The organism is Streptomyces sp. NRRL F-525 (assembly GCF_000716605.1).
GTDB lineage: Bacteria > Actinomycetota > Actinomycetes > Streptomycetales > Streptomycetaceae > Streptomyces.
This window is the reverse complement of record NZ_JNXE01000003.1, coordinates 324,175-345,383: the sequence shown is the minus strand read 5'-3', so window position 1 is coordinate 345,383 and position 21,209 is coordinate 324,175. Positions and strand designations below refer to the sequence as shown.

Genomic DNA, 21,209 nt, shown 5'->3' with positions numbered 1-21,209 from the left:
GTACATCGTCAGGAACCATGGAGGTCGTCGTAAGGAGGCACTTCAATGTCCCGAGGGAACACCGGTGTTACCGCCCAGGTAGTGAACGCGCACGCCTGCCCGGTGCGTGAAGTTCTTGACAGGGTCTCCGGCAAATGGAGCGTGCAGATCCTGGTCGCGGCGGCCCACGGACCCATCCGCTTCACGGAGTTGGAGCGCAGCATCGAGGGCATCAGCCGCCGCATGCTGACCCTCACCCTGCGCAACCTGGAGCGCGACGGACTCGTCACCCGCACCGTGCACCCGACGGTGCCGCCGAAGGTGGAGTACGAACTCACCCCGGTGGCCCGGGAGTTGCACGAGACCCTGCTCCGGCTGACGGACTGGGCGGAGCGGAACCGGCACTACATCGCCGAGTCCCGCGCGGCCTACGACACGGAGCACCGGCCGGAGTTGACCGACGGGTAGGCCGCCCAGCCCTTGGCTCAGAGGCCGAACAGACCCGGATCCGTGGTCAACTTCCTGAAGAACTCCTGCGGTTGAGTGACCAGCTTGCGCTTCTCGAGGTCCAGCAGTCCGCCGACCGAGTTGACCTCGGCGGAGACCGTGCCGTCCGCCTTGGTGATCGTCTGCAGCACGCGGAACGTCTTGCCCTCGCCCCACTCGAACCCGCAGCTCACCGTCACCTCCTCGTCCGCGCGCAGCTCGCGCAGATAACGGATGGTGGTCTCCAGGACGACAGGCCCGATCCCCTGGCCGAGCAACTCGGCCTGCCCCGCACCGGCGGCGGTCAGCAGCGACCACCGGGCGTGCTCCGCGTACTGCAGATACACGCTCTGATTGAGGTGCCCCAGGCTGTCGGTCTCGTATCCGCGGACGGTCACCGGGACGGAAAACGGCTCGCTCACTGCGTTCCCTTCTCGCACTGATGGACGATCTGCCGCACCGATCTTGGCATGCCCGTCAGGTCCGGTCGGGTCCGTTCACGTCCGTCGCGGTGAGGCAAGCAGATAACTCGCCCCTGTGCGCGGCTCCTTGTGCTCGCTCACCTGCCAGCCCGCCCGCTCCAGTGTCCCGGCACAGGCACGCAGCGCCTCCCCGTCCGGATCCCGTACGGCGACCGCCTCCGGTTGCGGGGTCGTCCGCACCCGGTAGCCCTCGGCGTCCGGTCCGGCGGGCCGGTGCCCGGCGGCCTCCAGGGCGAGCGCGGCGGCCCGCACCAGATGCGTACGCTCCCAGCCGCACGGACGCTCCACGGAACCGTCCGGATTCGTCATCCGGCGCAGCTCCAGCAGCCCCTGCCAGGCGCTGTGCACCTCACGGGTACGGACAGCGGGGGCGACGCCCGTCTCCTCCTCGCCACCGATGCGTGCGGCGAACACCCCGGAGGCCGAGGCCGTGGTCGCGGGAGTTTCGGCAGCGGCGGGCTCGTCGACTTCCGGCGCGGCGTCCCGTATTCGATGCCCCACCGGCGTCAGAAAGTGATCGTGCGGCGGACGCGGATGCCGGAACGCCAGCCCCCGCTTCACCAGCGCGGCGAGCTGCGCCTCCGTACCCCGCAGCCGCCCGGTGACGGGATCGGCGGCGTCGATGACACGCCGCTGCGCGGCGGTCGGCGGTCGTGTCACGGCGTGCTCCTCCCCGACTGTCGGTCCACCCGGGACGTCGTAGCCGCGTCCCATTCGAAGGCTACGACGGGGGTCTGACATTCCAGGCGGCGATGACCGGCCGTCCGTGCTCCGTGCTCAGCCGGCACAGCGTCCCGGTCGCGAGCTGGAACAACGCGCCCTTCGACGCCGGCAGCCCGAGCCACCGCGCGGTGAGCACCCGGAGGAAATGGCCGTGCGCCACCAGGACGACCACGCCCTCGGTGTTGGCGAGGGCAGCGTCCACCTTGGCCAGGGCGCGGTCGGCCCGCTCGCCCACCTGCTCCGGGCTCTCCCCGGGATGGTCCGGCGGCCCGGGCGCGACCCCGTCGGTGAACAGGAACCAGCCCGGCCGGGTGCGCTGGATCTCGACGGTCGTGATGCCCTCGTAGCCGCCGTAGTCCCACTCCCGCAGATCCACGTCGATCCGCACGTCCGCGAGCCCGATCAGCTCGGCGGTCTCCCGCGCACGCTGCATGGGACTGACGAACGCGGCACCGACCCGGTGCGAACGGATCAGCGGCACCAGCCCGCGCGCCTCCTCCCGCCCCTTCGCGGTCAGCGGGACATCGGTCGAGCTGGTGTGCCGCCCCGACCGGGACCATTCGGTCTCTCCGTGCCGTACGAGGAAAAGATCGCCCATGGCTCACAGGCTATGGGCCCGCTGCTCCAACGTCGCGAAATCGTCCTCTACTGCCGGTACCCGCCCAGGAACCGCCCGATCCGCCCGATCGCCGCCTCCAGGTCGTCCGCGTACGGCAGGGTGAGGATGCGGAAGTGGTCGGGGGTCGGCCAGTTGAAGCCGGTGCCCTGGACTACCTGGATCTTCTCGCGGAGCAGGAGGTCCAGGACGAACTTTTCGTCGTCGTGGATCTTGTGGACCTTGGGGTCGAGGCGGGGGAACGCGTACAGGGCGCCCTTCGGCTTCACGCAGGAGACCCCCGGGATCTCGTTCAGCTTTTCCCACACCACGTTGCGCTGTTCGTGGAGTCGTCCGCCCGGCACGGTCAGGTCGCGGATGGACTGGCGGCCGCCGAGCGCGGCCTGGATGGCGTACTGCGCGGGCGCGTTGGGGCACAGCCGCATGGAGGCCAGCATCGTCAGGCCCTCCAGGTAGTTCTTGGCGTGCTGCTTGGGGCCCGTGACCACCAGCCAGCCCGAGCGGAAGCCGGCCACGCGGTACGTCTTCGACAGGCCGCAGAAGGTGAGGACGACCAGGTCGGGGGCGAGCGCCGCGGCCGAGTGGTGCACGGCGTCGTCGTAGAGGATCTGGTCGTAGATCTCGTCGGCGAAGACCATCAGGCCGTGGCGGCGGGCGAGGTCGAGGATGCCCTCGATGATCTCCTTGGGGTAGACGGCGCCGGTGGGGTTGTTCGGGTTGATGATGACGACGGCCTTGGTGCGGTCGGTGATCTTCGCCGCCATGTCGTCCAGGTCCGGGTACCAGTCGGCCTGTTCGTCGCAGAGGTAGTGGACCGCCTTGCCGCCGGAGAGGGTCGTCACCGCCGTCCAGAGCGGGAAGTCCGGGGCGGGGATGAGGATTTCGTCGCCGTCCTCCAGCAGTGCCTGTACGGCCATGGAGACCAGCTCGGAGACGCCGTTGCCCAAGAACACGTCGTCCACGTCGACTTCGAGACCCAGGGTCTGGTAGCGCTGGGCGACCGCGCGACGGGCCGAGAGGATGCCCCGCGAGTCCGTGTAGCCGTGGGCCTGGGGGAGCATCCGGATCATGTCCTGGATGATCTCCTCGGGCGCCTCGAAGCCGAAGAGCGCGGGGTTGCCGGTGTTCAGGCGCAGGACGCTGTGGCCCGCCTCCTCCAGTGCGTTGGCGTGCTCGATCACCGGACCGCGGATCTCGTAACAGACCTCGCTGAGCTTGCTCGACTGCCGGAACTCCATTGCGCCCTCGCCCCATCGGCTTCGTGTGTTGCTTGGTTTTACCAAGTGTGAGCTTGGAAAGTCCAACAACATGTCTAGACTGCGTCGCATGTCACCTCGCCGAAGCTACGACCAGTACTGTTCCGCGGCCCGGGCCCTCGACCTCGTCGGCGACCGCTGGACCCTGCTGATCGTCCGCGAACTCCTCGCAGGACCGCGCCGCTACACGGACCTGCACGCCGATCTGCCGGGTGTCAGCACGGACGTACTCGCCTCACGGCTGAAGGACATGGAGCGGGATGGGCTGACGACCCGTAGGCGGCTGCCGCCTCCCGGTGCCGCCTACGTCTACGAACTCACCGGGCGGGGGCGGGAGTTGCTGCCCGTGCTGCAAGCTCTCGGGGCGTGGGGCGCGCCCGAGTTGGGGGAACGGCGGCCGACGGATGCCGTGCGTGCGCACTGGTTCGCGTTGCCGTTGCTCCGGGCGCTGGAGGGTGAGGGGCTGGTCGAAGTCCGGCTGGAGGAAGGGGAGTTCCACGTGTACGCGGGCCTGGAGGAGGGCGGGCTCGTCTACGGCGAAGGTGTCGCTCCTCGGGAGCCCGACGCCCGGCTTGTGCTCGATGTCGACACCTGTACGGCCGTCGCGCAAGGGGAGTTGAGCCTTCTCGACGCGGTGCGTGCCGGGCGCGTCGAGGTGAGCGGTGACGGGACGTTGGCGAAGACCCTACGGGAGGCGTGAACGGCAGAAGGCCCGCTGCGGGCGGGCCTTCTGATGCATCGTCACCGAGTTACACGCCGGGCGGCGGAACCCGCCTCGGTCGTCCCGAACCCCGGGTCAGCGCATACCCGCCGATCCCCGCGAGCGCGGCCAGTACGCCGCCCACGGCGGTCCACACCCAGCGGTCGGACCACCAGCCGGAGGACCAGCCGCCGTCGGGCTCGATGCTGGACAGTGCCGCCGAGGTCGACGACGAACTGTCCTCTTCGGACGCCGACTTGGCCGCGATCCCCGGCGTCAGCGGCTGCGCCAGCGAACCGTCCACCGCCGCCGAACCGCCGATGTCCTTGGAGTCCACCCGCAGTTCGGTGCTCACCGGCTGGCCCAGGTCCGAGGACTGGAGATCTACGACCGTGAGCCGGACGTAGTACGTGCCCGGCAGCGGGTCGTTGGCCCAGGTCTCCGACCAGGCACGGACGGTACGCAGCGTGCACGCCAGGTCCAGGGAGGTCGCGTCCTGCGCGGCGGTGCGCGTCGCGGCCCCGTACTGGCAGGCCTGGCGGCGCCGCAGCCCGTCGTAGACGTCGAGCTGCCAGGTCTGGCCCGCGTGGGTGTCCGGCAGCTTCACCGTCGCCTTGACGGTGGGGCGTTGGCCGGCGTCCGCGGCGAACGACCAGTAGAGGTAGTCACCTGTGGAGCCGCTCGCCGTGGCCTGCTGGCCCTGGTCGAGCTCCGTCGCCGTACGGAACGAGGTGCCCGCCTGGGTGGGCGCCGAACTGTCGTCGGAAGGGCTCGCGGACGGCGAGGAGTCCGCCATGGCAGGCGCCGCCGCCAGCCCCGCCAGCAGCAGGGCCGTGCTCAACACACGTGTGATCCGCATCAGTTGGTCCTCCAGACCGCGAGGCGCCAGCGGGACAGCCAGCCCCAGAGCAGACCCGCGACGAAGCCGGTCAGCACGAGGGCGCCGAGCAGCCACCAGCCGCGGCCGAGGCCGAAGGAGGCCACGTCGCTCGCCTTGCTGGGCCCGTCCACGACGTCCACGGTGAGTTCGAGGGGCAGACCGGGGGTGGTCTTCACCCCGGAGGCCGCCGAGAAGGAGTTGGTGACCTGGAGACAGACGGTCTCGGCGGGGGCGTTGTCGTCGTCGCTCTCCGCCTTCGGGTAGCGCAGGCCGGTGGAGATGACGTCTGTTCGGCCGTTGCCGGTGCCCTCGCCGCGGACGATCTCGCGGCCGTGCACGGTGACCGCGCGCAGCAACACCCCGTAGTCCGGGTTGACTTCACGGTCGGCGCCGACGCTCACCGAAGCGCGCAGCTCCTGGCCGGGGTTGACGTCCACACGGTAGAAGCGCTGCTTGCCGAACTCCTCGCGGTCCGTGTACAGACCGGACTTGAGGGTCGGGGCGCTGGTGCACTGGGCGGTGCCCTCGGTGGCGACCGGGGTCACCACCGGGTCGGCGGCGCGGTCCACCAACTGGCCCACGCGGTCGGAGAGTTCCTCCTTGTGCTGCACGGAGGTGTACGTGCCGCCGGTCGCGTCCGCGATGCAGCTGAGCTGGTCACGGGTCTTGGCGTCCGGCACCAGGCCCAGCGTGTCGATGGTCAGGCCGATGCCCTTGGCCGCGATCTCGCGGGCCACCTCGCACGGGTCCAGCGGCTGGCAGGTGTCCTCGCCGTCGCTGATCAGGACGATACGGCGGGTGCCGTCACCGCCGTTGAGGTCGTCCGCCGCCTTCAGCAGCGCGGGCCCGATGGGTGTCCAGCCGGTGGGCTGGAGCGTCGCGACCGCGGTCTTGGCCTCGGTGCGGTTCAGGGTGCCCACGGGGTAGAGCTGTGCGGTGTCCTTGCAGCCCGTCTTGCGGTCGTTGCCGTGGTAGTTGGCGCCCAGGGTGCGGATGCCGAGCTGCACTTCCTCGGGTGTGGCGTCGAGCACCTCGTTGAACGCCTGCTTCGCCGCTGCCATCCGTGAGCCGCCGTCTATGTCCTTGGCGCTCATGGATCCGCTGACGTCCAGCACGAGTTCGACCTTGGGGGAGGCCGTGGAGTCCGTCTCGTCGGCGACCGCTCCGGCAGGGAAGGCGACCCCGGCCGTGAGGGTGGCGAGCAGGGCACAGATCCCCGCCGCCAGCCGTTGTCTTGTGATCATCGCCGGATCCTATTGATCAGATGGACCGGGCTCCAAAACGAGCGGGTTCGGGAGCCCGGTCCACTGGTCCCCGGGCAGCTCCGGCGACAGCCGCATCAGCGTCAACGCCTTGCTGGGCAGCGGCTGTTGGAGCAGCGTGCGCAGGTCCGGCGTGCGCGGCAGATCCGGTACGACGGCCGCCAGCGCCGCCCTGAGCGCCGTACCGGAACCCGCCGTGCCCGCGAGGGCGCCCGCCACCAGGGAGCCGAACAGCTTGCGGCGCAGGGTGAGTTCGTCGTCGGTGACGATGCGTCCGCTGAGGTCCGGTACCGGAATCCCTTGTTCGGCAAGGCGCTTGGGGCTGACGCGGATGTCGGCGAGATCGCGGTAGACCAGGCGCAGAGGGGCACCCGTGCGGGACAGCACCACCAGCAGGTTCTGACCGTGCGCCTCAAGGGCCACACCGGACTCCAGCAGCCGCAGACAGACAACGAGGGCGAGACGCGTGAACTCGGCCAGCCAGGCGGGCGATCGGGGCAGGCCGGTGACCGCGAGGGCGGCCACCGGCAGAACCCGCTCGCCCGCTTCCGTGTCCGCGTACGTCTGCGGCGATTCCCGCAACACGGCCGCGAGATCGGGGGAGTCGGCGGTCGCCGCGCCCAGCGTGCGGGTGACGTGCAACAGGCCGTCCGAGCGCGCCGCGAGCGACTCCCCGAACGCCGACAGGGTCGCCGACAAGCCGATCGAGTAGACGGAGATGTCCCGCACCGAGGACGTGAGCCGGGCGCTCAGCGCGGTCTTGACGTGCGGTCCGTCCGACAGGGCGAGGGTCCGCAGGGACATCAGCGGATGCGCGTCGAGCGGAGCGTCGCCGGCGCGCTTCAGCACATGAGCCGCCTGCCACGGATGCACCGGGATCAACAGCCGTCCCGCGGACCGCAGTTCGTCCGGCCACACCCCGGTCACCAGGCACTCCTCCGCCCTCACCGGCACCGACCCCAACGCCACCACGGGCCGGTGCTCCGGGCCGTAGGCCAACTGCTCGGCCACCGAGAAGCCGGGCCGGGAGCGGCAGTTGGGGTGGAAGGGGTGCCCGTCGACGATCCGCTGCTCCCACTCCCAGTCGTGCACCGGCCAATCCTCGGAGTGGGCGGGCTGGTTGGCGCGGGACAGTGCCAACGAGGCGACGCTGTGCCCGAGTTCGGCGGCGAAGGCGGTGCCGTGCGGCACGGCGAGGTCGGTCATCAGGCGCGCCGGATCGTCGTAGGCGAGGTCGTCGAGGTGGACGACGGTGACGTAGGCGTCGGTCGCGTACGGGTCGGCGTGCGGGCCGCGCAGCCGGCGGCCGTCGGAGAGGCGTAGGACGAGGCCCGGCGTCCGGCCGGCGATCCACGGCAGCGGTTCGAAGGCGAGCGCGCGCCACAGCCGGGTGAGCACCGCCGCACGAGCGCCGGGGAGTTCGGCCGCGTACCGTTGTACGAGGTCGGGCCGTACGGCGGCGAGTTCCTCGGCGACCTCGGTCTCGGGAAGCGGGGGACGGTCCACGGTCGACTCCTCGGGTGCGGACGGGGCGTCATGATCGGTGACGACGAGAGACGGGACGGGGAGGGGCGGAGCGGCGAGAGACGGGGCGGTGGGACACAGTGCGACGAGAGACATACTGATCGCGATCGCAGGACACGGACTTAGGGAACGAATGGATCGCGTCGACTTCACACCCCCGGGCGACGACGTGGCGGAGCGCGCCGACGCGTACGCGGCCGCGCCGCTGCTCAACTGTCTGCTGCGGGAGGTGGCCCAGCCGCTCCCTGACCAGGGGGAGCGGCACGTGTACCGGCTGCCGGGGAGCGGTCGGCTGCTGCGGGTGCTCGGCGAGCGGCGGCCCGCCGAGCCCGAGGTGTACGCGGACGGCGACTGGCGGCGAGTCGACCACACCGAACTCGTGAAACTCGTCGCCGAGGAACTGACCCGGCACACCGGAGTCTCCAACCACGAACTGCCCGCCGAGATGACGGACAGCCGTGACGCGGTCGCCGCGCTGCTCACCGCGCGCGACCGGGCGACGGCGCCCGACGACCCGTATCTCCGCTCCGAACAGTCCTTGATCACCGGCCATCCCTACCATCCCGCGCCCAAGGCCCGCGGCGGCGGCCCCGTCGCCGGCTGGCTGCCCTACGCCCCGGAGGCGTACGCCCGTTTCCCGCTGGTGCTGCTCGGGCTGCGCGAGGACGCGGTCGTGGAGGAGGGGGACGTCTCGGCGCTGGACGCGCTCGGGGAGGCCCCGCCCGGGTACCGGCTGCTGCTTGCGCACCCTTGGCAGTTGGACCTCGTGGGCGCGGGCCTGGCAGCCGCCTTCGCGGACGGGCGGCTGATCCGGCTCGGCACGACGGCGACCGAGGCGTGGCCGACGGCCGCGATCCGCACGGTGTACGACCCCGTCGAGGACCTGTTCCTGAAGTTCAGCCTCGATGTGCGCATCACCAATGACGTACGCCGACTATGGCGTCACGACCTGCTGAAACTTCACCGCACGGATATGGCCGTCCGGGACGCCTTCGCCGCGATGCCCGGCCCGGCGGCCTGGCTGAGCGACCGGGGCTACCGCACCGCCGACTTCGCCTTCGAGGAACTCGCCGTCCTGGTCCGCGACGGCCTGCACGACCACCTCCTGCCCGGCACGACTCCGTTGCTCGCGGCGGGGCTGGTGGAGGGGTTCGAGGGCAGTCCGCTCGACGGTACGGGTGACCCGGGGGCCTGGTGGGAGGCGTATCTGCGGCAGGTCGTACCGCCCGCGATCACGGCGTTCGCCGACCACGGCGTCGTACTCGAAGCGCATCTGCAGAACACGCTGGTCGCCGTCGACGCGGACGGGATGCCCGTGCAGGCGCTGTACCGGGACGCGGAGGGCGTGAAGCTGCTGGCGGATGTGGAACGGGCGGCGGGGTGGGAGCGGCTGGTGTACTGCCTGGTCGTCAACCATCTCGTCGAGATCGCCGGGGTGCTCGCCGAGCGGCACCCGGAGCTGGACCCATGGCCGGCGGTCCGCGCCGAACTGGCCCGGCACGACCTGCCCGAGGTCGCCGAACTCCTCGCCTCGCCCACGCTGCCCGGGAAGACGAACCTGCTGTTGCGCTGGACCGGGGCGGACGGCGCCGACGCGCGTTATCTGCCGTTGCGGAATCCGCTGGCCGGGTGAAGGGCGGGGCGGAAGGGAACCGTTCGGAACCCGGTGACGTCATGAGCGGAGCACCTAGACTGGTGGCCGGTATCGGGGGAGCCTCGCGGCTGGAAACGGCCGCTCGACGGGGACGGGGGTCGGGGCCGATGAGGTCCAACCGCCTTGCCGGAGAGGCGAGATGGGGGAGTCATGAAACCGCTCCGAGCGGATGATCCCGCCTCTGTCGGGGAGGGCAGATACCGGCTGGTCGGACGGCTCGGCCAGGGCGGCATGGGCGTCGTGTACTTCGGCCGGTCGCGGTCGGGCCGGGCGGTGGCCGTCAAGGTCGTACGGCCCGAACTGAGCACGGAACCGGGTTTCCGGCGCAGGTTCGCCGACGAGGTGGCCGCGGCGCGCCGCGTGGGCGGCTTCCACACCGCGCCGGTCGTGGACGCCGACCCGCAGGGCGACCCGGCCTGGCTGGTGACGGCGTACGTCCCCGGCCCGACGTTGCAGGCAGTCCTCGACCGGGTCGGCCCCCTGCCCGCGGACACGCTCACGGTGCTGGCCGCCGGTCTCGCCGAGGCGCTGGCGGCGATCCACCAGGCCGGGGTCATCCACCGGGACCTGAAACCCGCCAACATCATCGTCGCGGAGGACGGCCCCCGGGTCATCGACTTCGGCATCGCACGGGCCCTCGACGGTATGGCCCTCACGCAGACCGGGTTCCAGATCGGCACGCTCGGGTTCCTCGCGCCGGAGCAGCTGACCGGGGGCACGCTGACACCGGCGGTCGACATGTTCGCCCTGGGAGTCGTCCTCGGCCAGGCGGCGGGCCGGGCTCCTTTCGGGGACGGGGGGTCGGCGGCGTGGCCGTACCGCGTCGTCCACGAGCAGCCCGAACTCACGGATGTTCCGGACCAGTTGCGTGACCTGGTCGCGGCCTGCCTGGCCAAGGATCCGCGGGACCGCCCCACCCCGTCGGAGTTCCTCGACCGGCTGACGGTCCGGCATCCGTCGGATGTGTGGCTTCCGGCCGAGGCGACCGCGCTTGTACGGAGCCAGGAGATGGGGGCGTACGGCGTCGGGGCGGATCGGGTGCCGGGGGTGCCGACGGATCCGCGTACGGGGATGACGGGTCCGCCGAGGGGCGCGGAGAGGCGGCCGGGGGCCGGTGAGTGGTCGCCCGAGTCGCCCGAGTCGCCGGTGGTCGCGGAGGCGCCCACGGCCGCGCCGACGTCGGACGAGAGGCCGCCCGGGGTCTCCCATCCCCGGACCGTCCAGTCGTCGCCCGCCCAGGGCTTCGGTCCGGACCCTGGCTTCAGCCCCGGCGTCGGTTTCGGTCCCGCGCCCGTGTTCGCGCCCAGGCCCGCCCCCGGCTCGCCCGGTGGTGCGGGACCGGTGGGCGGTGGGCCGACGGTCGGCGCCGAGGGGGCACGAGGTCGCCGTAGGACAGCAGTCGTAGCGGCGGCATTGGTCGCGGCCGTCGCCGCGGGGGTGCTGGTGTGGCACCCCTGGACCGGTTCGGGATCGGGTTCCGGTGGGGACGAGGGCGCCGCCGGGGGAAGCGTGTCCTCGTCGCCGCGGGTGACCGCCGCCGCGTTCCCCGACGCGCCGCTGCTCGTGCGGATGGACACGGACCCCGGGTCGTCGACGTGCCACAGCGTGATCGGGCGGCGCGACTCCACCAAGGACGATCCGAAGCAGCTGATCGCCGGGACGTGCGACGCGCTGCCGCAGTGGGCACCCGATCACAAGTCGTTCGCGTTCACCCGCAACTCCGGGCAGGAGTCGGCCGTTTGGACGGCGAACGCGGACGGTACCGACGTCCGTCGGGTCGCCGCGATCTCGGGTGGGCGGGTGTCGTGGTCGCCGGACGGGAAGCGGCTGGCCGTGCTGCGGCGGCAGGACGGGGTGCAGCAGCTGTTCGTCGTGACCGTCGCGGACGGGTCCGCGCAGCAACTGACCACCGGTACCGCGAAGGTGGAGGACCCGGCGTGGTCCCCCGACGGCAAGCACATCGCCATCTGCCTCCAGAAGACGTCGGGTTGGCAGATCCACGTCGTCGACCCGACGCGGCCGGGCGCCGAACCCCAGCAGGTCACCCATCAGGCCCGGCGCGCGCTCGACCCCGTCTGGTCCCCGGACGGCCGGTACTTCGCCTACACCGCCGGGGCGCCGAACGTGGGGACCGGGGGAGACATCCACATCGTCAAGGTGGACGGCACGGGCGACCGGACGCTGGTGCAGACCGCCGCTCAGGAGATGGACCCGGTCTGGTCGCCCGACGGCAAGTGGGTGGCCTTCGTCCGGGGTCCCTTCGACCAGCCGGCGATCTGGGCCGTCCGCGCCGACGGCACGGGCGCACGCAGGCTCACCACCGGCAGCACACCGGAGGGCCACCCCTCCTGGCGCTGACCTGCCTCTATGCTCGTTTCATGCCGGACATGCTGAGAGAGGTCACCGCGACCCGCTACATCGAGCCCCTGCGCTCCGGCGGTTCCGTCCCCGGGGTCGTCGAGGCCGATGACCTCGGCACGTACGTCGTCAAGTTCAGCGGCTCCGCGCAGGGCCGCAAGGCGCTGGTCGCCGAGGTGATCGTCGGGGAGCTGGCCCGCGCCCTCGGGCTGCGCTTCCCCGAGCTGGTGCTCGTGCACTTCGACCCGGAGATCGCCGACGAGGAACCCCACCAGGAGGTGCGGGACCTGCACAGCGCGAGCGCCGGTCTGAACCTCGGCATGGACTTTCTGCCGGGCGCCCGGGACTTCACCCCGGAGATCGCCGCCCGGTGCACGGTCGACCCGCTGGAGGCCGGGAAGATCGTCTGGCTCGACGCGTTGACCGTCAACGTCGACCGCACGGTGCACAGTTCGAACCTGATGATCTGGCCCACGCTCGGCATCGCACCCCCGCGCCTGTGGCTCATCGACCACGGCGCCGCCCTCGTCTTCCACCACCGCTGGGACGGCGCCGACCCTGCGAAGTCCTACGACTTCCGTCATCACGCTCTTGGTCATTACGGCCCCGACACCCGTGCCGCCGACGCCGAGTTGGCGCCCAAGGTGACCGAGGAGCTGCTGCGCCGGATCACCGCCGAGGTGCCGGACGCCTGGCTGGCCGGCGAACCGGGCTTCGCGGCACCCGACGCCGTACGGGAGGCGTACGTCGCCTACCTCCACGCGCGCGTGCGGGCCTCTGCGGCCTGGCTCCCCACCGACTTCCCCAGCCGGGAGGAACGCGCCGCCGAGGAGGCCCTCCGCGCGGCGAAGACACAGCAGGGCCGCCCGAGTTGGCTCAAGCGGGTCCCCGACCTGCACGGCAAGCCGGCGGCGGAACAGGATTGGTCGGTGCACCTCGGATGACGGACGACGCCCTCGTGGAGAACCGCGTACAGATCGAGTACTGCACCCAGTGCCGTTGGCTGCCCCGCGCGGCCTGGCTGGCGCAGGAGCTTCTCACCACCTTCGAGACCGAGTTGACGGAACTCTCCCTGAAGCCCGGCACCGGCGGTGTCTTCGTCGTCCGCGTCAATGACGAAGTGGTGTGGGACCGGCGTGAGCAGGGCTTCCCCGAACCCACGGCCGTGAAGAAGCTCGTACGCGACCGAGTGGCCCCGGGAAAGTCCCTGGGCCACTCGGACAAGTGAGCTGATCCTGACGCCTGTTGAGGGTCAGCCCCGCAGCTGCTCGTACGCGGGCAGCGTCAGGAAGTCCGCGTAGTTGTCGTCCAGCGCGACCTCCAGGAGGAGGTCGTGGGCCTGCTGCCAGTGGCCCGCGGCGAAGGCGTCCGCGCCGATCTCCGCGCGGATGTTCTCCAGCTCCTCGGCGGCAACCTTCCGCGCCAGCTCGGGAGTCGCCTTCTCGCCGTTCTCGAACTCGACGCCCGCGTTGATCCACTGCCAGATCTGCGAGCGCGAGATCTCGGCGGTGGCCGCGTCCTCCATCAGGTTGAAGATGGCGACCGCGCCAAGCCCGCGCAGCCACGCCTCGATGTAACGGATGCCCACCTGAACGGCGTTGACGAGTCCGGGGTACGTCGGCTTAGCGTGCAGCGAGTCCACGGCGATCAGGTCGGCCGCCTTGACGTCGACGTCCTCGCGCAGCCGGTCCTTCTGGTTCGGCTTCTCGCCGAGCACCGCGTCGAAGGAGGCCATGGCGATCGGCACCAGGTCGGGGTGGGCCACCCAGGAGCCGTCGAAACCGTCCCCGGCCTCACGGTCCTTGTCCGCCTTGACCTTCTCGAAGGCGACCTTGTTGACCTCCTCGTCACGGCGGGACGGGATGAACGCCGCCATGCCGCCGATCGCGTGCGCCCCGCGCTTGTGGCAGGTGCGGACGAGGAGTTCGGTGTACGCCCGCATGAACGGGGCCGTCATCGTCACCGCGTTGCGGTCCGGGAGGACGAACTTGGGCCCGCCGTCACGGAAGTTCTTCACGATGGAGAAGAGGTAGTCCCAGCGTCCCGCGTTCAACCCCGAGGCGTGGTCGCGGAGTTCGTAGAGGATCTCCTCCATCTCGTACGCGGCGGTGATCGTCTCGATCAGCACGGTCGCGCGGACGCTGCCCTGCGGGACGCCGACGTAGTCCTGCGCGAAGACGAACACGTCGTTCCACAGCCGGGCTTCGAGGTGCGACTCGGTCTTCGGGAGGTAGAAGTACGGGCCCTTCCCGAGGTCCAGCAGCCGCTGCGCGTTGTGGAAGAAGTACAGCCCGAAGTCCACGAAGGCGCCCGGGACTTGCTCACCGTCCACCAGGAGGTGCCGCTCGTTGAGGTGCCAGCCGCGTGGACGCATGACCACGGTCGCCAGCTCGTCCTCGGCCTTCAAGGCGTACGACTTACCGGAGTTGGGGTCGGTGAAGTCGATCGCGCGGGTGTAGGCGTCGATCAGGTTGAGCTGGCCGGTGACGACGTTCTCCCACGTCGGCGCCGAGGCGTCCTCGAAGTCCGCGAGCCAGATCTTCGCGCCCGAGTTCAAGGCGTTGATCGTCATCTTGCGGTCGGTGGGGCCGGTGATCTCGACCCGCCGGTCGTTCAGGGCGGCGGGGGAGGGGGCCACCTTCCAGGAGTCGTCGGCGCGGATCGCGGCCGTCTCCGGGAGGAAGTCGAGGGTGGAGGTGCGGGCGATCTCCGCGCGGCGCTCGGCCCGGCGGGCGAGGAGTCCGGCCCGGCGGGGCGTGAACCGGCGGTGCAGCTCGGCCACGAAGGCGAGGGCCTCGGCGGTGAGGACCTCGTCCTGCCGGGGCAGGGGTTCGGCGTCGACGATGACCGGCGAGGACGGCGCTGGTGCGGACATGAACTGTCACTTCCTTCAGCGTGGCACCGGGTGCCAGGTGACCCGGGTAGGGCTGGGAGCACCCGAGGGGCCGTCGGGCGCTTCTGAACAGTGGATACTAGTTTCCTCATCGTGGAAGTTCAATGGTTTGTTGACGTCGAGATTCTCCGGATCGAGTCAAAGTGGCGCTCGGTGCCACTCCGCTCACTCAAGGTGGATGAGATCCGCCTCAGTGTCGATGTCGTACGGCTCGGCCGCATCCCCGCACTCGACGAGCGCGACCGCGTCCGCGTGCGCCTTGAGGTACGCCCGCGCCCCCCGGTCCCCGGTCGCGCTCTCGGCGATCCCGGCCCAGTGCGCGGCACCGAACAGCACCGGATGGCCGCGTACCCCGTCGTAGGCGGCCGAGACGAGGGAGTCCTCGTCCGTGAATCCGCCGAGCACCCGCGCCACCGCCTCCGCGCCGATCCCGGGCTGGTCGACGAGCGACACGAGCGCCGCCCGCGCCCCCGTCCCGGCGAGCGAGTCGAGCCCCGCCCGCAGCGAGGACCCCATCCCCTGCTCCCACTCCGGGTTCTCCACGACCGCGCACCCGGCCAGCTCCGCCTGCTCCCGTACGGCGTCGGCGCGCGCCCCCAGGACCACGTGGACGCGGGTGAGGCCGGCCGCGCGCAGGACCCCGACCGCGTGCTCCACGAGGGGCCGCCCCCTGTGCCGTAGCAGCGCCTTGGGCCGCCCGCCGAGCCGTCGGCCGCCTCCCGCGGCGAGCAGCAGCCCGGCGACCTGGTCTTCGTTTCGCGTCATGCGTCCTGCATACCTGACGCGGCGGCGACCGGACGGAATCCTCCTACTTAATTTCGGTCCCCGGAGTGGCGCGCCCCGCACCGGGTGGCGTTTACTTGCCCGCGTCCCTCGGCGCCCGACCAGTGTTGCGGGGTACGCGGCGGGATCACAAAGTTCTTGCGCACGACGACGTGCGAGGGGGGAGAGCTGTGTTGCGGAGCTTGGGGCAGAGGTCAGTGACCGGCAGTGACGAGGATCCGAGGGTGGCGGAACTGCGGACCGCGGTGTCCCGGTTGCGCCGCGAACTCGCCGCGCATCCGGCCGAGTTCCCCGACCGTGTCATCGCGGAGGACGAACTCGCGGCGCTGGCCGCGATGACCATCGACGGCGTCCCCGAAATCCCGCGCCTGCGCCGCTCGTTGCTCCTGATCGCCGGTGCGATCGGCTCCGTGAGCGCTCTCGCGCGGGGTCTGACGGACGTACGCAACGCGGTGGACCTGTTCGGTCAACCCCGGGGCGGGCAGGGCTAGTTCACGGCCACGCGGGCGCCGGGAAAGGTCCCCGGTAGCCCGTGTGCGTGGCTGTCCGGTGCTCGAACTCCCCGCAGAGCCAGGTCTCCTGGACGAATTCGGTGCGCGAGTCCCAGGCGTCGAAGATGTTGTCCGGGCCGCGTTTGCCCTCGACCAGCCGGTAGATGTCCTTGGCGGTACGGAAGCAGGCCAGGTCGCCCGTCAGCCCGTGTCCTATTGGGTGGTAGTCGGACCAGGCGCACGCGATACAAGCCCGGAGCCGTACCCCTGACGGGAGTTGACGCTGGATCTCGTTCAGCGCGTCCTCGAAGTCGTCGTCGCCTTCGGCGTTGCGGTACTCGTGCCCGTCCAGGCGCAGGGTCGTGGTCAGCGTCTCCGCGTCAAGACCGCGCCCGGGTCCGGCCGGGCCGCCGAGCCGTAGCGCGCAGTCCAGCACCGCCGTACGCACGCCCTGCCCCTCGACCGCGACGGACAGCGGCACCTCCCACTCCAACAGGCAGGAGCACAACGCCCCGTCGAAGAAGGCGAACGGGGTGTCCGGGGGGTCGCCGCCGAGCGCGCCGAGGTCGTCCATGTTGGAGCCCTCGAAGCGGACGCCCCGGATCGTCGTACGGATCAGCTCCCGGCCGTCCGTCTCGAAGACGACGGCCTCGGTGCCGTGCCGGTCGGTGTAGAGGCCCGGCCAGAACTGCCCGCCGCTCACGCGGGGTTCTGGCTGGCCAGTGCCTCCGACAGTTCGCCGGCCACCTGCTGGAGCACCGGCACGATCTTGTCGGTCGCCGACTCGGTGACCCGGCCCGCCGGGCCCGAGATCGAAATCGCGGCGGCGGTGGGGGAGTTGGGCACGGAGACGGCGAGGCAGCGCACGCCGATCTCCTGCTCGTTGTCGTCGATCGCGTAGCCGAGGCGGCGCACGTCCTCCAGCGCCGCGAGGAAACCGTCCGGCGTGGTGATCGTCTTCTCGGTGGCCGCGGGCATGCCGGTGCGGGCTAGCAGCGCGCGCACCTCGTTGTCCGGGGTGTTGGCGAGGAGGGCCTTGCCGACGCCGGTGGAGTGCGGGAGGACGCGGCGGCCGACCTCGGTGAACATGCGCATCGAGTGCTTGGACGGCACCTGCGCGACGTACACGATCTCGTCGCCGTCGAGCAGCGCCATGTTCGCCGTCTCGCCGGTCTCCTCGACCAGTCGGGCGAGGTAGGGGCGGGCCCAGGTGCCGAGCAGCCGGGACGCGGACTCGCCGAGGCGGATCAGGCGCGGGCCGAGCGCGTACCGGCGGTTCGCCTGCTGGCGGACGTAACCGCAGACCACGAGCGTGCGCATCAGGCGGTGGATGGTGGGGAGCGGGAGGCCGCTGCTCGCGGAGAGCTCGCTCAGGCCGACCTCGCCGCCCGCGTCGGCCATCCGCTCCAGCAGGTCGAAGGCGCGCTCGAGGGACTGGACACCACCCGTGGCGGACTTGGTGGAGTCGGTGCTGCTCACGCTGGACGGCGGCACGGCGCGTTCCTTTCGGCACGGGCGGGAAGGGCTGAAGCCTACCCGGGGGTCGGTTGACTCCCCGCCTGTGCGTAGCTACGTTCTGCTTGCCGGAAGTTTAATTCCGCTTTGTGGAAACGTCCAGAGTGTGCGGATGGGGCGCATCGTGGAGAAGTGTGCCCTTGACGGTACGGGAGCGGGAGTGAAGACTCCTTCAACAGAAAGTTGAATTCCGTTACGTGGAAGTAAATCCCGTTTCTCGGAAGTAAACGGAAGTGACGGAAGCGACGACGGTGGCAGAGAGGGGTCCGGGTGTCCGACGCTGAACTGGTGGTGCGCTCAACACGTGTCATCACTCCCGAGGGGACACGCGCGGCGGCGGTCGCGGTCGCCGGGGGGAAGATCACGGCCGTCCTCCCGTACGACGCCCAAGTCCCGTCCGGGGCACGGTTCGAGGACTTCGGCGACGACGTCCTGCTGCCCGGCCTGGTCGACACGCATGTGCACGTGAACGACCCCGGCCGCACCCACTGGGAGGGCTTCTGGACCGCGACGCGCGCGGCGGCGGCCGGTGGCATCACCACGCTCATCGACATGCCGCTCAACTCCCTCCCGCCGACGACGACGGTCGACAACCTCCGTACGAAGCAGCGAGTCGCCGCGGAGAAGGCCCACATGGACGTCGGCTTCTGGGGCGGCGCCCTGCCCGACAACGTCAAGGACCTGCGCCCGCTGCACGACGCCGGCGTCTTCGGCTTCAAGGCGTTCCTGTCCCCATCCGGCGTGGACGAGTTCCCGCACCTGGACCAGGACCAACTCGCCCTGTCCCTGGCCGAGATCGCCGGATTCGACGGCCTGCTCATCGTCCACGCGGAGGACCCGCACCACCTCGAGGCGGCCCCGCAGCAGGGCGGCCCCAAGTACGCCGACTTCCTCGCGAGCCGCCCGCGCGACGCCGAGGACACGGCCATCGCGGGGCTGATCGCGCAGGCGAAGCGCCTCAACGCGCGCGTGCACGTGCTGCACCTGTCCTCGTCGGACGCACTCCCGCTCATCGCCGCCGCCAAGGCGGAGGGCGTCCGCATCACCGTCGAGACGTGCCCCCACTACCTCACCCTCACGGCGGAGGAAGTCCCGGACGGCGCAAGCGAGTTCAAGTGCTGCCCGCCGATCCGCGAGTCCGCCAACCAGGACCTGCTGTGGCAGGCGCTGGCCGACGGCACGATCGACTGCGTGGTGACGGACCACTCGCCCTCGACGGCCGACCTGAAGACCGACGACTTCGCCACCGCGTGGGGCGGCATCTCAGGCCTCCAGCTCAGCCTCGCCGCGGTGTGGACGGAGGCCCGCAAGCGCGGCCACGACCTCACGGACGTCGTCCGCTGGATGTCGTCAAGGACCGCACAGCTGGCGGGACTTGACCAGAAGGGCGCCATTGAGGCGGGCCGCGACGCCGACTTCGCGGTCCTCGCCCCCGACGAGACGTTCACCGTGGACCCGGCGGCCCTCCAACACCGCAACCGCGTCACGGCGTACGCCGGAAAGACCCTCTGCGGAGTCGTGAAGTCGACCTGGCTGCGCGGCGAACGCATCGTGCTGGACGGCGAGTTCACCGACCCGAAGGGCCAACTCCTGACCCGTACCCCTTGATCCACCTCCACCGCACCCGCAGCGGCCCACTCCCGAAAGGCAGACACAGCAGTGACGGCGATTCCGAGTTTCACCGGCGACGCGAACCCCTACGGAGGCGGTGACCCGTACGCGGACTACCGCACGGCCGACTTCCCCTTCACCCAGTACGTCAACCTCGCCGACCGGCAGCTCGGTGCCGGTGTCATCGCCGCCAACGACGAGTTCTTCGCCGAGCGCGAGAACCTGCTGGTGCCCGGGCCGGCCGAGTTCGACCCTGAGCACTTCGGTCACAAGGGCAAGATCATGGACGGCTGGGAGACCCGCCGCCGCCGTGGTGCCTCGGCGGACCACCCGTGGCCTACGGCGGAGGACCACGACTGGGCGCTGGTCCGCCTCGGCGCGCCCGGCGTGATCCGCGGGATCGTCGTCGACACGGCCCACTTCCGCGGCAATTACCCGCAGGCGGTGTCGGTGGAGGGCGTCTCGCTCCCGGGCTCCCCGTCCCCCGAGGACCTCCTCGCCGACGACGTGAAGTGGACGCCCCTGGTCCCGCGCACGCCGGTCGGCGGCCACGCGGCGAACGGCTTCGCCATAGCCACCGAGCAGCGCTTCACCCACCTCCGCGTCAACCAGCACCCCGACGGCGGCATCGCCCGCCTGCGGGTCTACGGCGAGGTCGTCCCCGACCCCAACTGGCTCGCGGCGCTGGGCACGTTCGACGTCGTCGCCCTGGAGAACGGCGGCTCCGCCGAGGACGCCTCCAACCTCTTCTACTCACCCGCGAGCAACACCATCCAGCCCGGCCGCTCCCGCAAGATGGACGACGGCTGGGAGACCCGCCGACGCCGCGACCAGGGCAACGACTGGATCAGCTACCGCCTGGCGGCCCAGTCCCAGATCCGCGCCGTGGAGATCGACACGGCGTACCTGAAGGGCAACAGCGCGGGCTGGGCGTCGGTATCGGTACGGGACGGCGAGACCGGCGACTGGCACGAGATCCTCCCGCGCACCCGCCTCCAGCCCGACACGAACCACCGCTTCGTCCTCCCGGCTCCGGCGATCGGGACGCACGCACGCGTGGACATCTATCCCGACGGCGGGATCTCGCGGCTGCGGCTGTTCGGCTCGCTGACGGAGCAGGGGGCGGCGGCACTGGCGGCGAGGCATCAGGAGCTGGGCGGCTGACGCACACGCGCGTAGGGGCACACCGGCCCGACAGGACCGGTGCGCCCCCTGTGTGCTTCACGCGGAATGGCCGCCGTCCACCGCGAACTCCGCCCCGGTGACGTAGTCCGCCCCCGCCAGATACGCGACCATCGACGCCACCTCGTCCGCCGTCCCGAACCGTCCCAACGCCGTCATCGCGGCCTGACCGGCCGCGTACGGCCCGTCCGCCGGGTTCATGTCGGTGTCCGTCGGACCCGGGTGCACGATGTTCGCCGTGATGCCGCGCCCGCCCAACTCGCGGGCCAGCGCCTTGGTCAGCCCGACCAGCGCCGACTTGCTCGTCGCGTAGAGCGTCCCGCCCGGCCCCGGCACCCGCTGCGTCATGCACGTGCCGATCGTGATGATGCGACCCCCGGACGCCATCCGCGTGGCAGCCGCCTGGGACGTCAGGAACACCCCGCGGACGTTCACCCCCAGAACGCGGTCCACGTCGGCGAGGGACAGCCCGTCCAACGGCCCGAGCAGCCCCACCCCCACGTTGTTCACCAGCACGTCGAGCCCGCCCAGTGCCTCCGCCGCGCGGTCCACCGCCCCTGCCGCCTCGGCGGCGTCCGCGGAGTCGGCACGCAGGGCCACGGCCCGCCGTCCCAGCGCCTCCATCCGCCGCACGACGTTCTCGGCCGCCTCCTTGCCGTCCACGTAGGTGACGGCCACATCCGCACCGTCCCGCGCGAGCCGCAGCGCCGTCGCCGCACCGATGCCCCGGCTGCCGCCGGTCACCAGAGCAGCCTTGCCCAAAAGGGTTCCCTGAGTCGTCATGTGTCCATCCCAGCGGCCACCGCACCCGGGT

General features: G+C 71.0%; 21 protein-coding genes. 9 read left to right on the top strand and 12 right to left on the bottom strand.

What is annotated here, in order from left to right:
- The first annotated feature begins 45 nt into the window (after positions 1-45).
- The gene (locus OO69_RS06760; RefSeq protein WP_033279474.1) at positions 46-447 is read left to right on the top strand and encodes a winged helix-turn-helix transcriptional regulator; all 402 of its coding nucleotides are present in this window, start codon (positions 46-48) and stop codon (positions 445-447) included.
- 17 nt (positions 448-464) lie between these two features.
- On the opposite strand, the gene OO69_RS06755 is transcribed toward OO69_RS06760, so the two are convergent.
- The 4 genes from OO69_RS06755 to OO69_RS06740 all read right to left on the bottom strand — a co-directional run bounded on the left by OO69_RS06755 (position 465) and on the right by OO69_RS06740 (position 3,524).
- A complete protein-coding gene (locus OO69_RS06755; protein ID WP_033279473.1) occupies positions 465-887 on the bottom strand; it encodes an acyl-CoA thioesterase in 423 nt (140 codons plus the stop codon).
- A gap of 75 nt (positions 888-962) precedes the next feature.
- The gene (locus OO69_RS06750; RefSeq protein ID WP_033279600.1) at positions 963-1,607 is read right to left on the bottom strand and encodes a hypothetical protein; all 645 of its coding nucleotides are present in this window, start codon (positions 1,605-1,607) and stop codon (positions 963-965) included.
- Positions 1,608-1,668: 61 nt separating this feature from the next.
- Positions 1,669-2,268 carry a histidine phosphatase family protein gene (locus OO69_RS06745; protein WP_033279472.1) on the bottom strand — a complete coding sequence of 200 codons (600 nt, stop codon included), beginning with the start codon at positions 2,266-2,268 and terminating at the stop codon, positions 1,669-1,671.
- Positions 2,269-2,315: 47 nt separating this feature from the next.
- Positions 2,316-3,524: a pyridoxal phosphate-dependent aminotransferase gene (locus OO69_RS06740; protein WP_019061942.1), complete on the bottom strand. Its 1,209-nt coding sequence runs from the start codon at positions 3,522-3,524 to the stop codon at positions 2,316-2,318.
- A gap of 88 nt (positions 3,525-3,612) precedes the next feature.
- On the opposite strand from OO69_RS06740, the gene OO69_RS06735 reads away from it, so the two are divergent.
- Complete coding sequence (locus OO69_RS06735; protein WP_033279471.1) at positions 3,613-4,242, top strand: winged helix-turn-helix transcriptional regulator; 630 nt, start codon at positions 3,613-3,615, stop codon at positions 4,240-4,242.
- A 49-nt stretch (positions 4,243-4,291) separates the two neighbouring features.
- Here the strand turns inward: OO69_RS06735 and OO69_RS06730 are convergent, their stop codons facing one another.
- From OO69_RS06730 to OO69_RS06720, 3 genes are read right to left on the bottom strand one after another with little or no spacing between them, the layout of a single operon-like run.
- On the bottom strand, positions 4,292-5,101 hold the full coding sequence (locus OO69_RS06730) for a hypothetical protein (protein ID WP_033279470.1): 810 nt from the start codon (positions 5,099-5,101) through the stop codon (positions 4,292-4,294).
- Complete coding sequence (locus OO69_RS06725) at positions 5,101-6,366, bottom strand: VWA domain-containing protein (protein ID WP_033279469.1); 1,266 nt, start codon at positions 6,364-6,366, stop codon at positions 5,101-5,103. Before OO69_RS06725 ends, OO69_RS06730 begins: the two co-directional genes overlap by 1 nt.
- A gap of 9 nt (positions 6,367-6,375) precedes the next feature.
- Positions 6,376-7,890, bottom strand: a complete 1,515-nt coding sequence (locus tag OO69_RS06720) for an IucA/IucC family protein (RefSeq protein ID WP_033279468.1) — start codon at positions 7,888-7,890, stop codon at positions 6,376-6,378.
- A gap of 151 nt (positions 7,891-8,041) precedes the next feature.
- On the opposite strand from OO69_RS06720, the gene OO69_RS06715 reads away from it, so the two are divergent.
- From OO69_RS06715 to OO69_RS06700, 4 genes are all read left to right on the top strand, one after another.
- Positions 8,042-9,541, top strand: coding sequence for an IucA/IucC family protein (locus OO69_RS06715; protein WP_033279467.1), 1,500 nt, complete (start codon positions 8,042-8,044; stop codon positions 9,539-9,541).
- A 171-nt stretch (positions 9,542-9,712) separates the two neighbouring features.
- Positions 9,713-11,920, top strand: coding sequence for a protein kinase domain-containing protein (locus tag OO69_RS49355; protein WP_051800803.1), 2,208 nt, complete (start codon positions 9,713-9,715; stop codon positions 11,918-11,920).
- A gap of 29 nt (positions 11,921-11,949) precedes the next feature.
- The gene (locus tag OO69_RS06705) at positions 11,950-12,864 is read left to right on the top strand and encodes a HipA family kinase (protein WP_033279598.1); all 915 of its coding nucleotides are present in this window, start codon (positions 11,950-11,952) and stop codon (positions 12,862-12,864) included.
- A complete protein-coding gene (locus tag OO69_RS06700) occupies positions 12,861-13,148 on the top strand; it encodes a SelT/SelW/SelH family protein (protein ID WP_033279466.1) in 288 nt (95 codons plus the stop codon). Before OO69_RS06705 ends, OO69_RS06700 begins: the two co-directional genes overlap by 4 nt.
- 24 nt (positions 13,149-13,172) lie before the next feature.
- Here the strand turns inward: OO69_RS06700 and aceB are convergent, their stop codons facing one another.
- Together aceB and OO69_RS06690 are read right to left on the bottom strand one after the other, a co-directional pair.
- The gene (gene aceB, locus OO69_RS06695) at positions 13,173-14,795 is read right to left on the bottom strand and encodes a malate synthase A (RefSeq protein ID WP_033279465.1); all 1,623 of its coding nucleotides are present in this window, start codon (positions 14,793-14,795) and stop codon (positions 13,173-13,175) included.
- Positions 14,796-14,978: 183 nt separating this feature from the next.
- A complete protein-coding gene (locus OO69_RS06690; protein ID WP_033279464.1) occupies positions 14,979-15,578 on the bottom strand; it encodes a nucleotidyltransferase family protein in 600 nt (199 codons plus the stop codon).
- A 188-nt stretch (positions 15,579-15,766) separates the two neighbouring features.
- On the opposite strand from OO69_RS06690, the gene OO69_RS06685 reads away from it, so the two are divergent.
- Positions 15,767-16,087 (top strand): DUF5955 family protein, encoded by a 321-nt coding sequence (locus OO69_RS06685; protein ID WP_033279463.1) that lies wholly within the window; start codon positions 15,767-15,769, stop codon positions 16,085-16,087.
- A 1-nt stretch (position 16,088) separates the two neighbouring features.
- Here the strand turns inward: OO69_RS06685 and OO69_RS06680 are convergent, their stop codons facing one another.
- Positions 16,089-16,790 carry a DUF6304 family protein gene (locus tag OO69_RS06680; protein WP_033279462.1) on the bottom strand — a complete coding sequence of 234 codons (702 nt, stop codon included), beginning with the start codon at positions 16,788-16,790 and terminating at the stop codon, positions 16,089-16,091.
- The gene (locus OO69_RS06675) at positions 16,787-17,581 is read right to left on the bottom strand and encodes an IclR family transcriptional regulator (RefSeq protein WP_033279461.1); all 795 of its coding nucleotides are present in this window, start codon (positions 17,579-17,581) and stop codon (positions 16,787-16,789) included. Before OO69_RS06675 ends, OO69_RS06680 begins: the two co-directional genes overlap by 4 nt.
- A gap of 291 nt (positions 17,582-17,872) precedes the next feature.
- Between OO69_RS06675 and allB the strand changes: the two genes are divergently transcribed.
- Together allB and alc are read left to right on the top strand one after the other, a co-directional pair.
- On the top strand, positions 17,873-19,210 hold the full coding sequence (allB, locus tag OO69_RS06670) for an allantoinase AllB (RefSeq protein ID WP_033279460.1): 1,338 nt from the start codon (positions 17,873-17,875) through the stop codon (positions 19,208-19,210).
- A gap of 51 nt (positions 19,211-19,261) precedes the next feature.
- Positions 19,262-20,377 (top strand): allantoicase, encoded by a 1,116-nt coding sequence (gene alc / locus OO69_RS06665; RefSeq protein WP_033279459.1) that lies wholly within the window; start codon positions 19,262-19,264, stop codon positions 20,375-20,377.
- A gap of 57 nt (positions 20,378-20,434) precedes the next feature.
- On the opposite strand, the gene OO69_RS06660 is transcribed toward alc, so the two are convergent.
- Positions 20,435-21,178, bottom strand: coding sequence for an SDR family oxidoreductase (locus tag OO69_RS06660; protein ID WP_033279458.1), 744 nt, complete (start codon positions 21,176-21,178; stop codon positions 20,435-20,437).
- Positions 21,179-21,209: the final 31 nt, after the last annotated feature.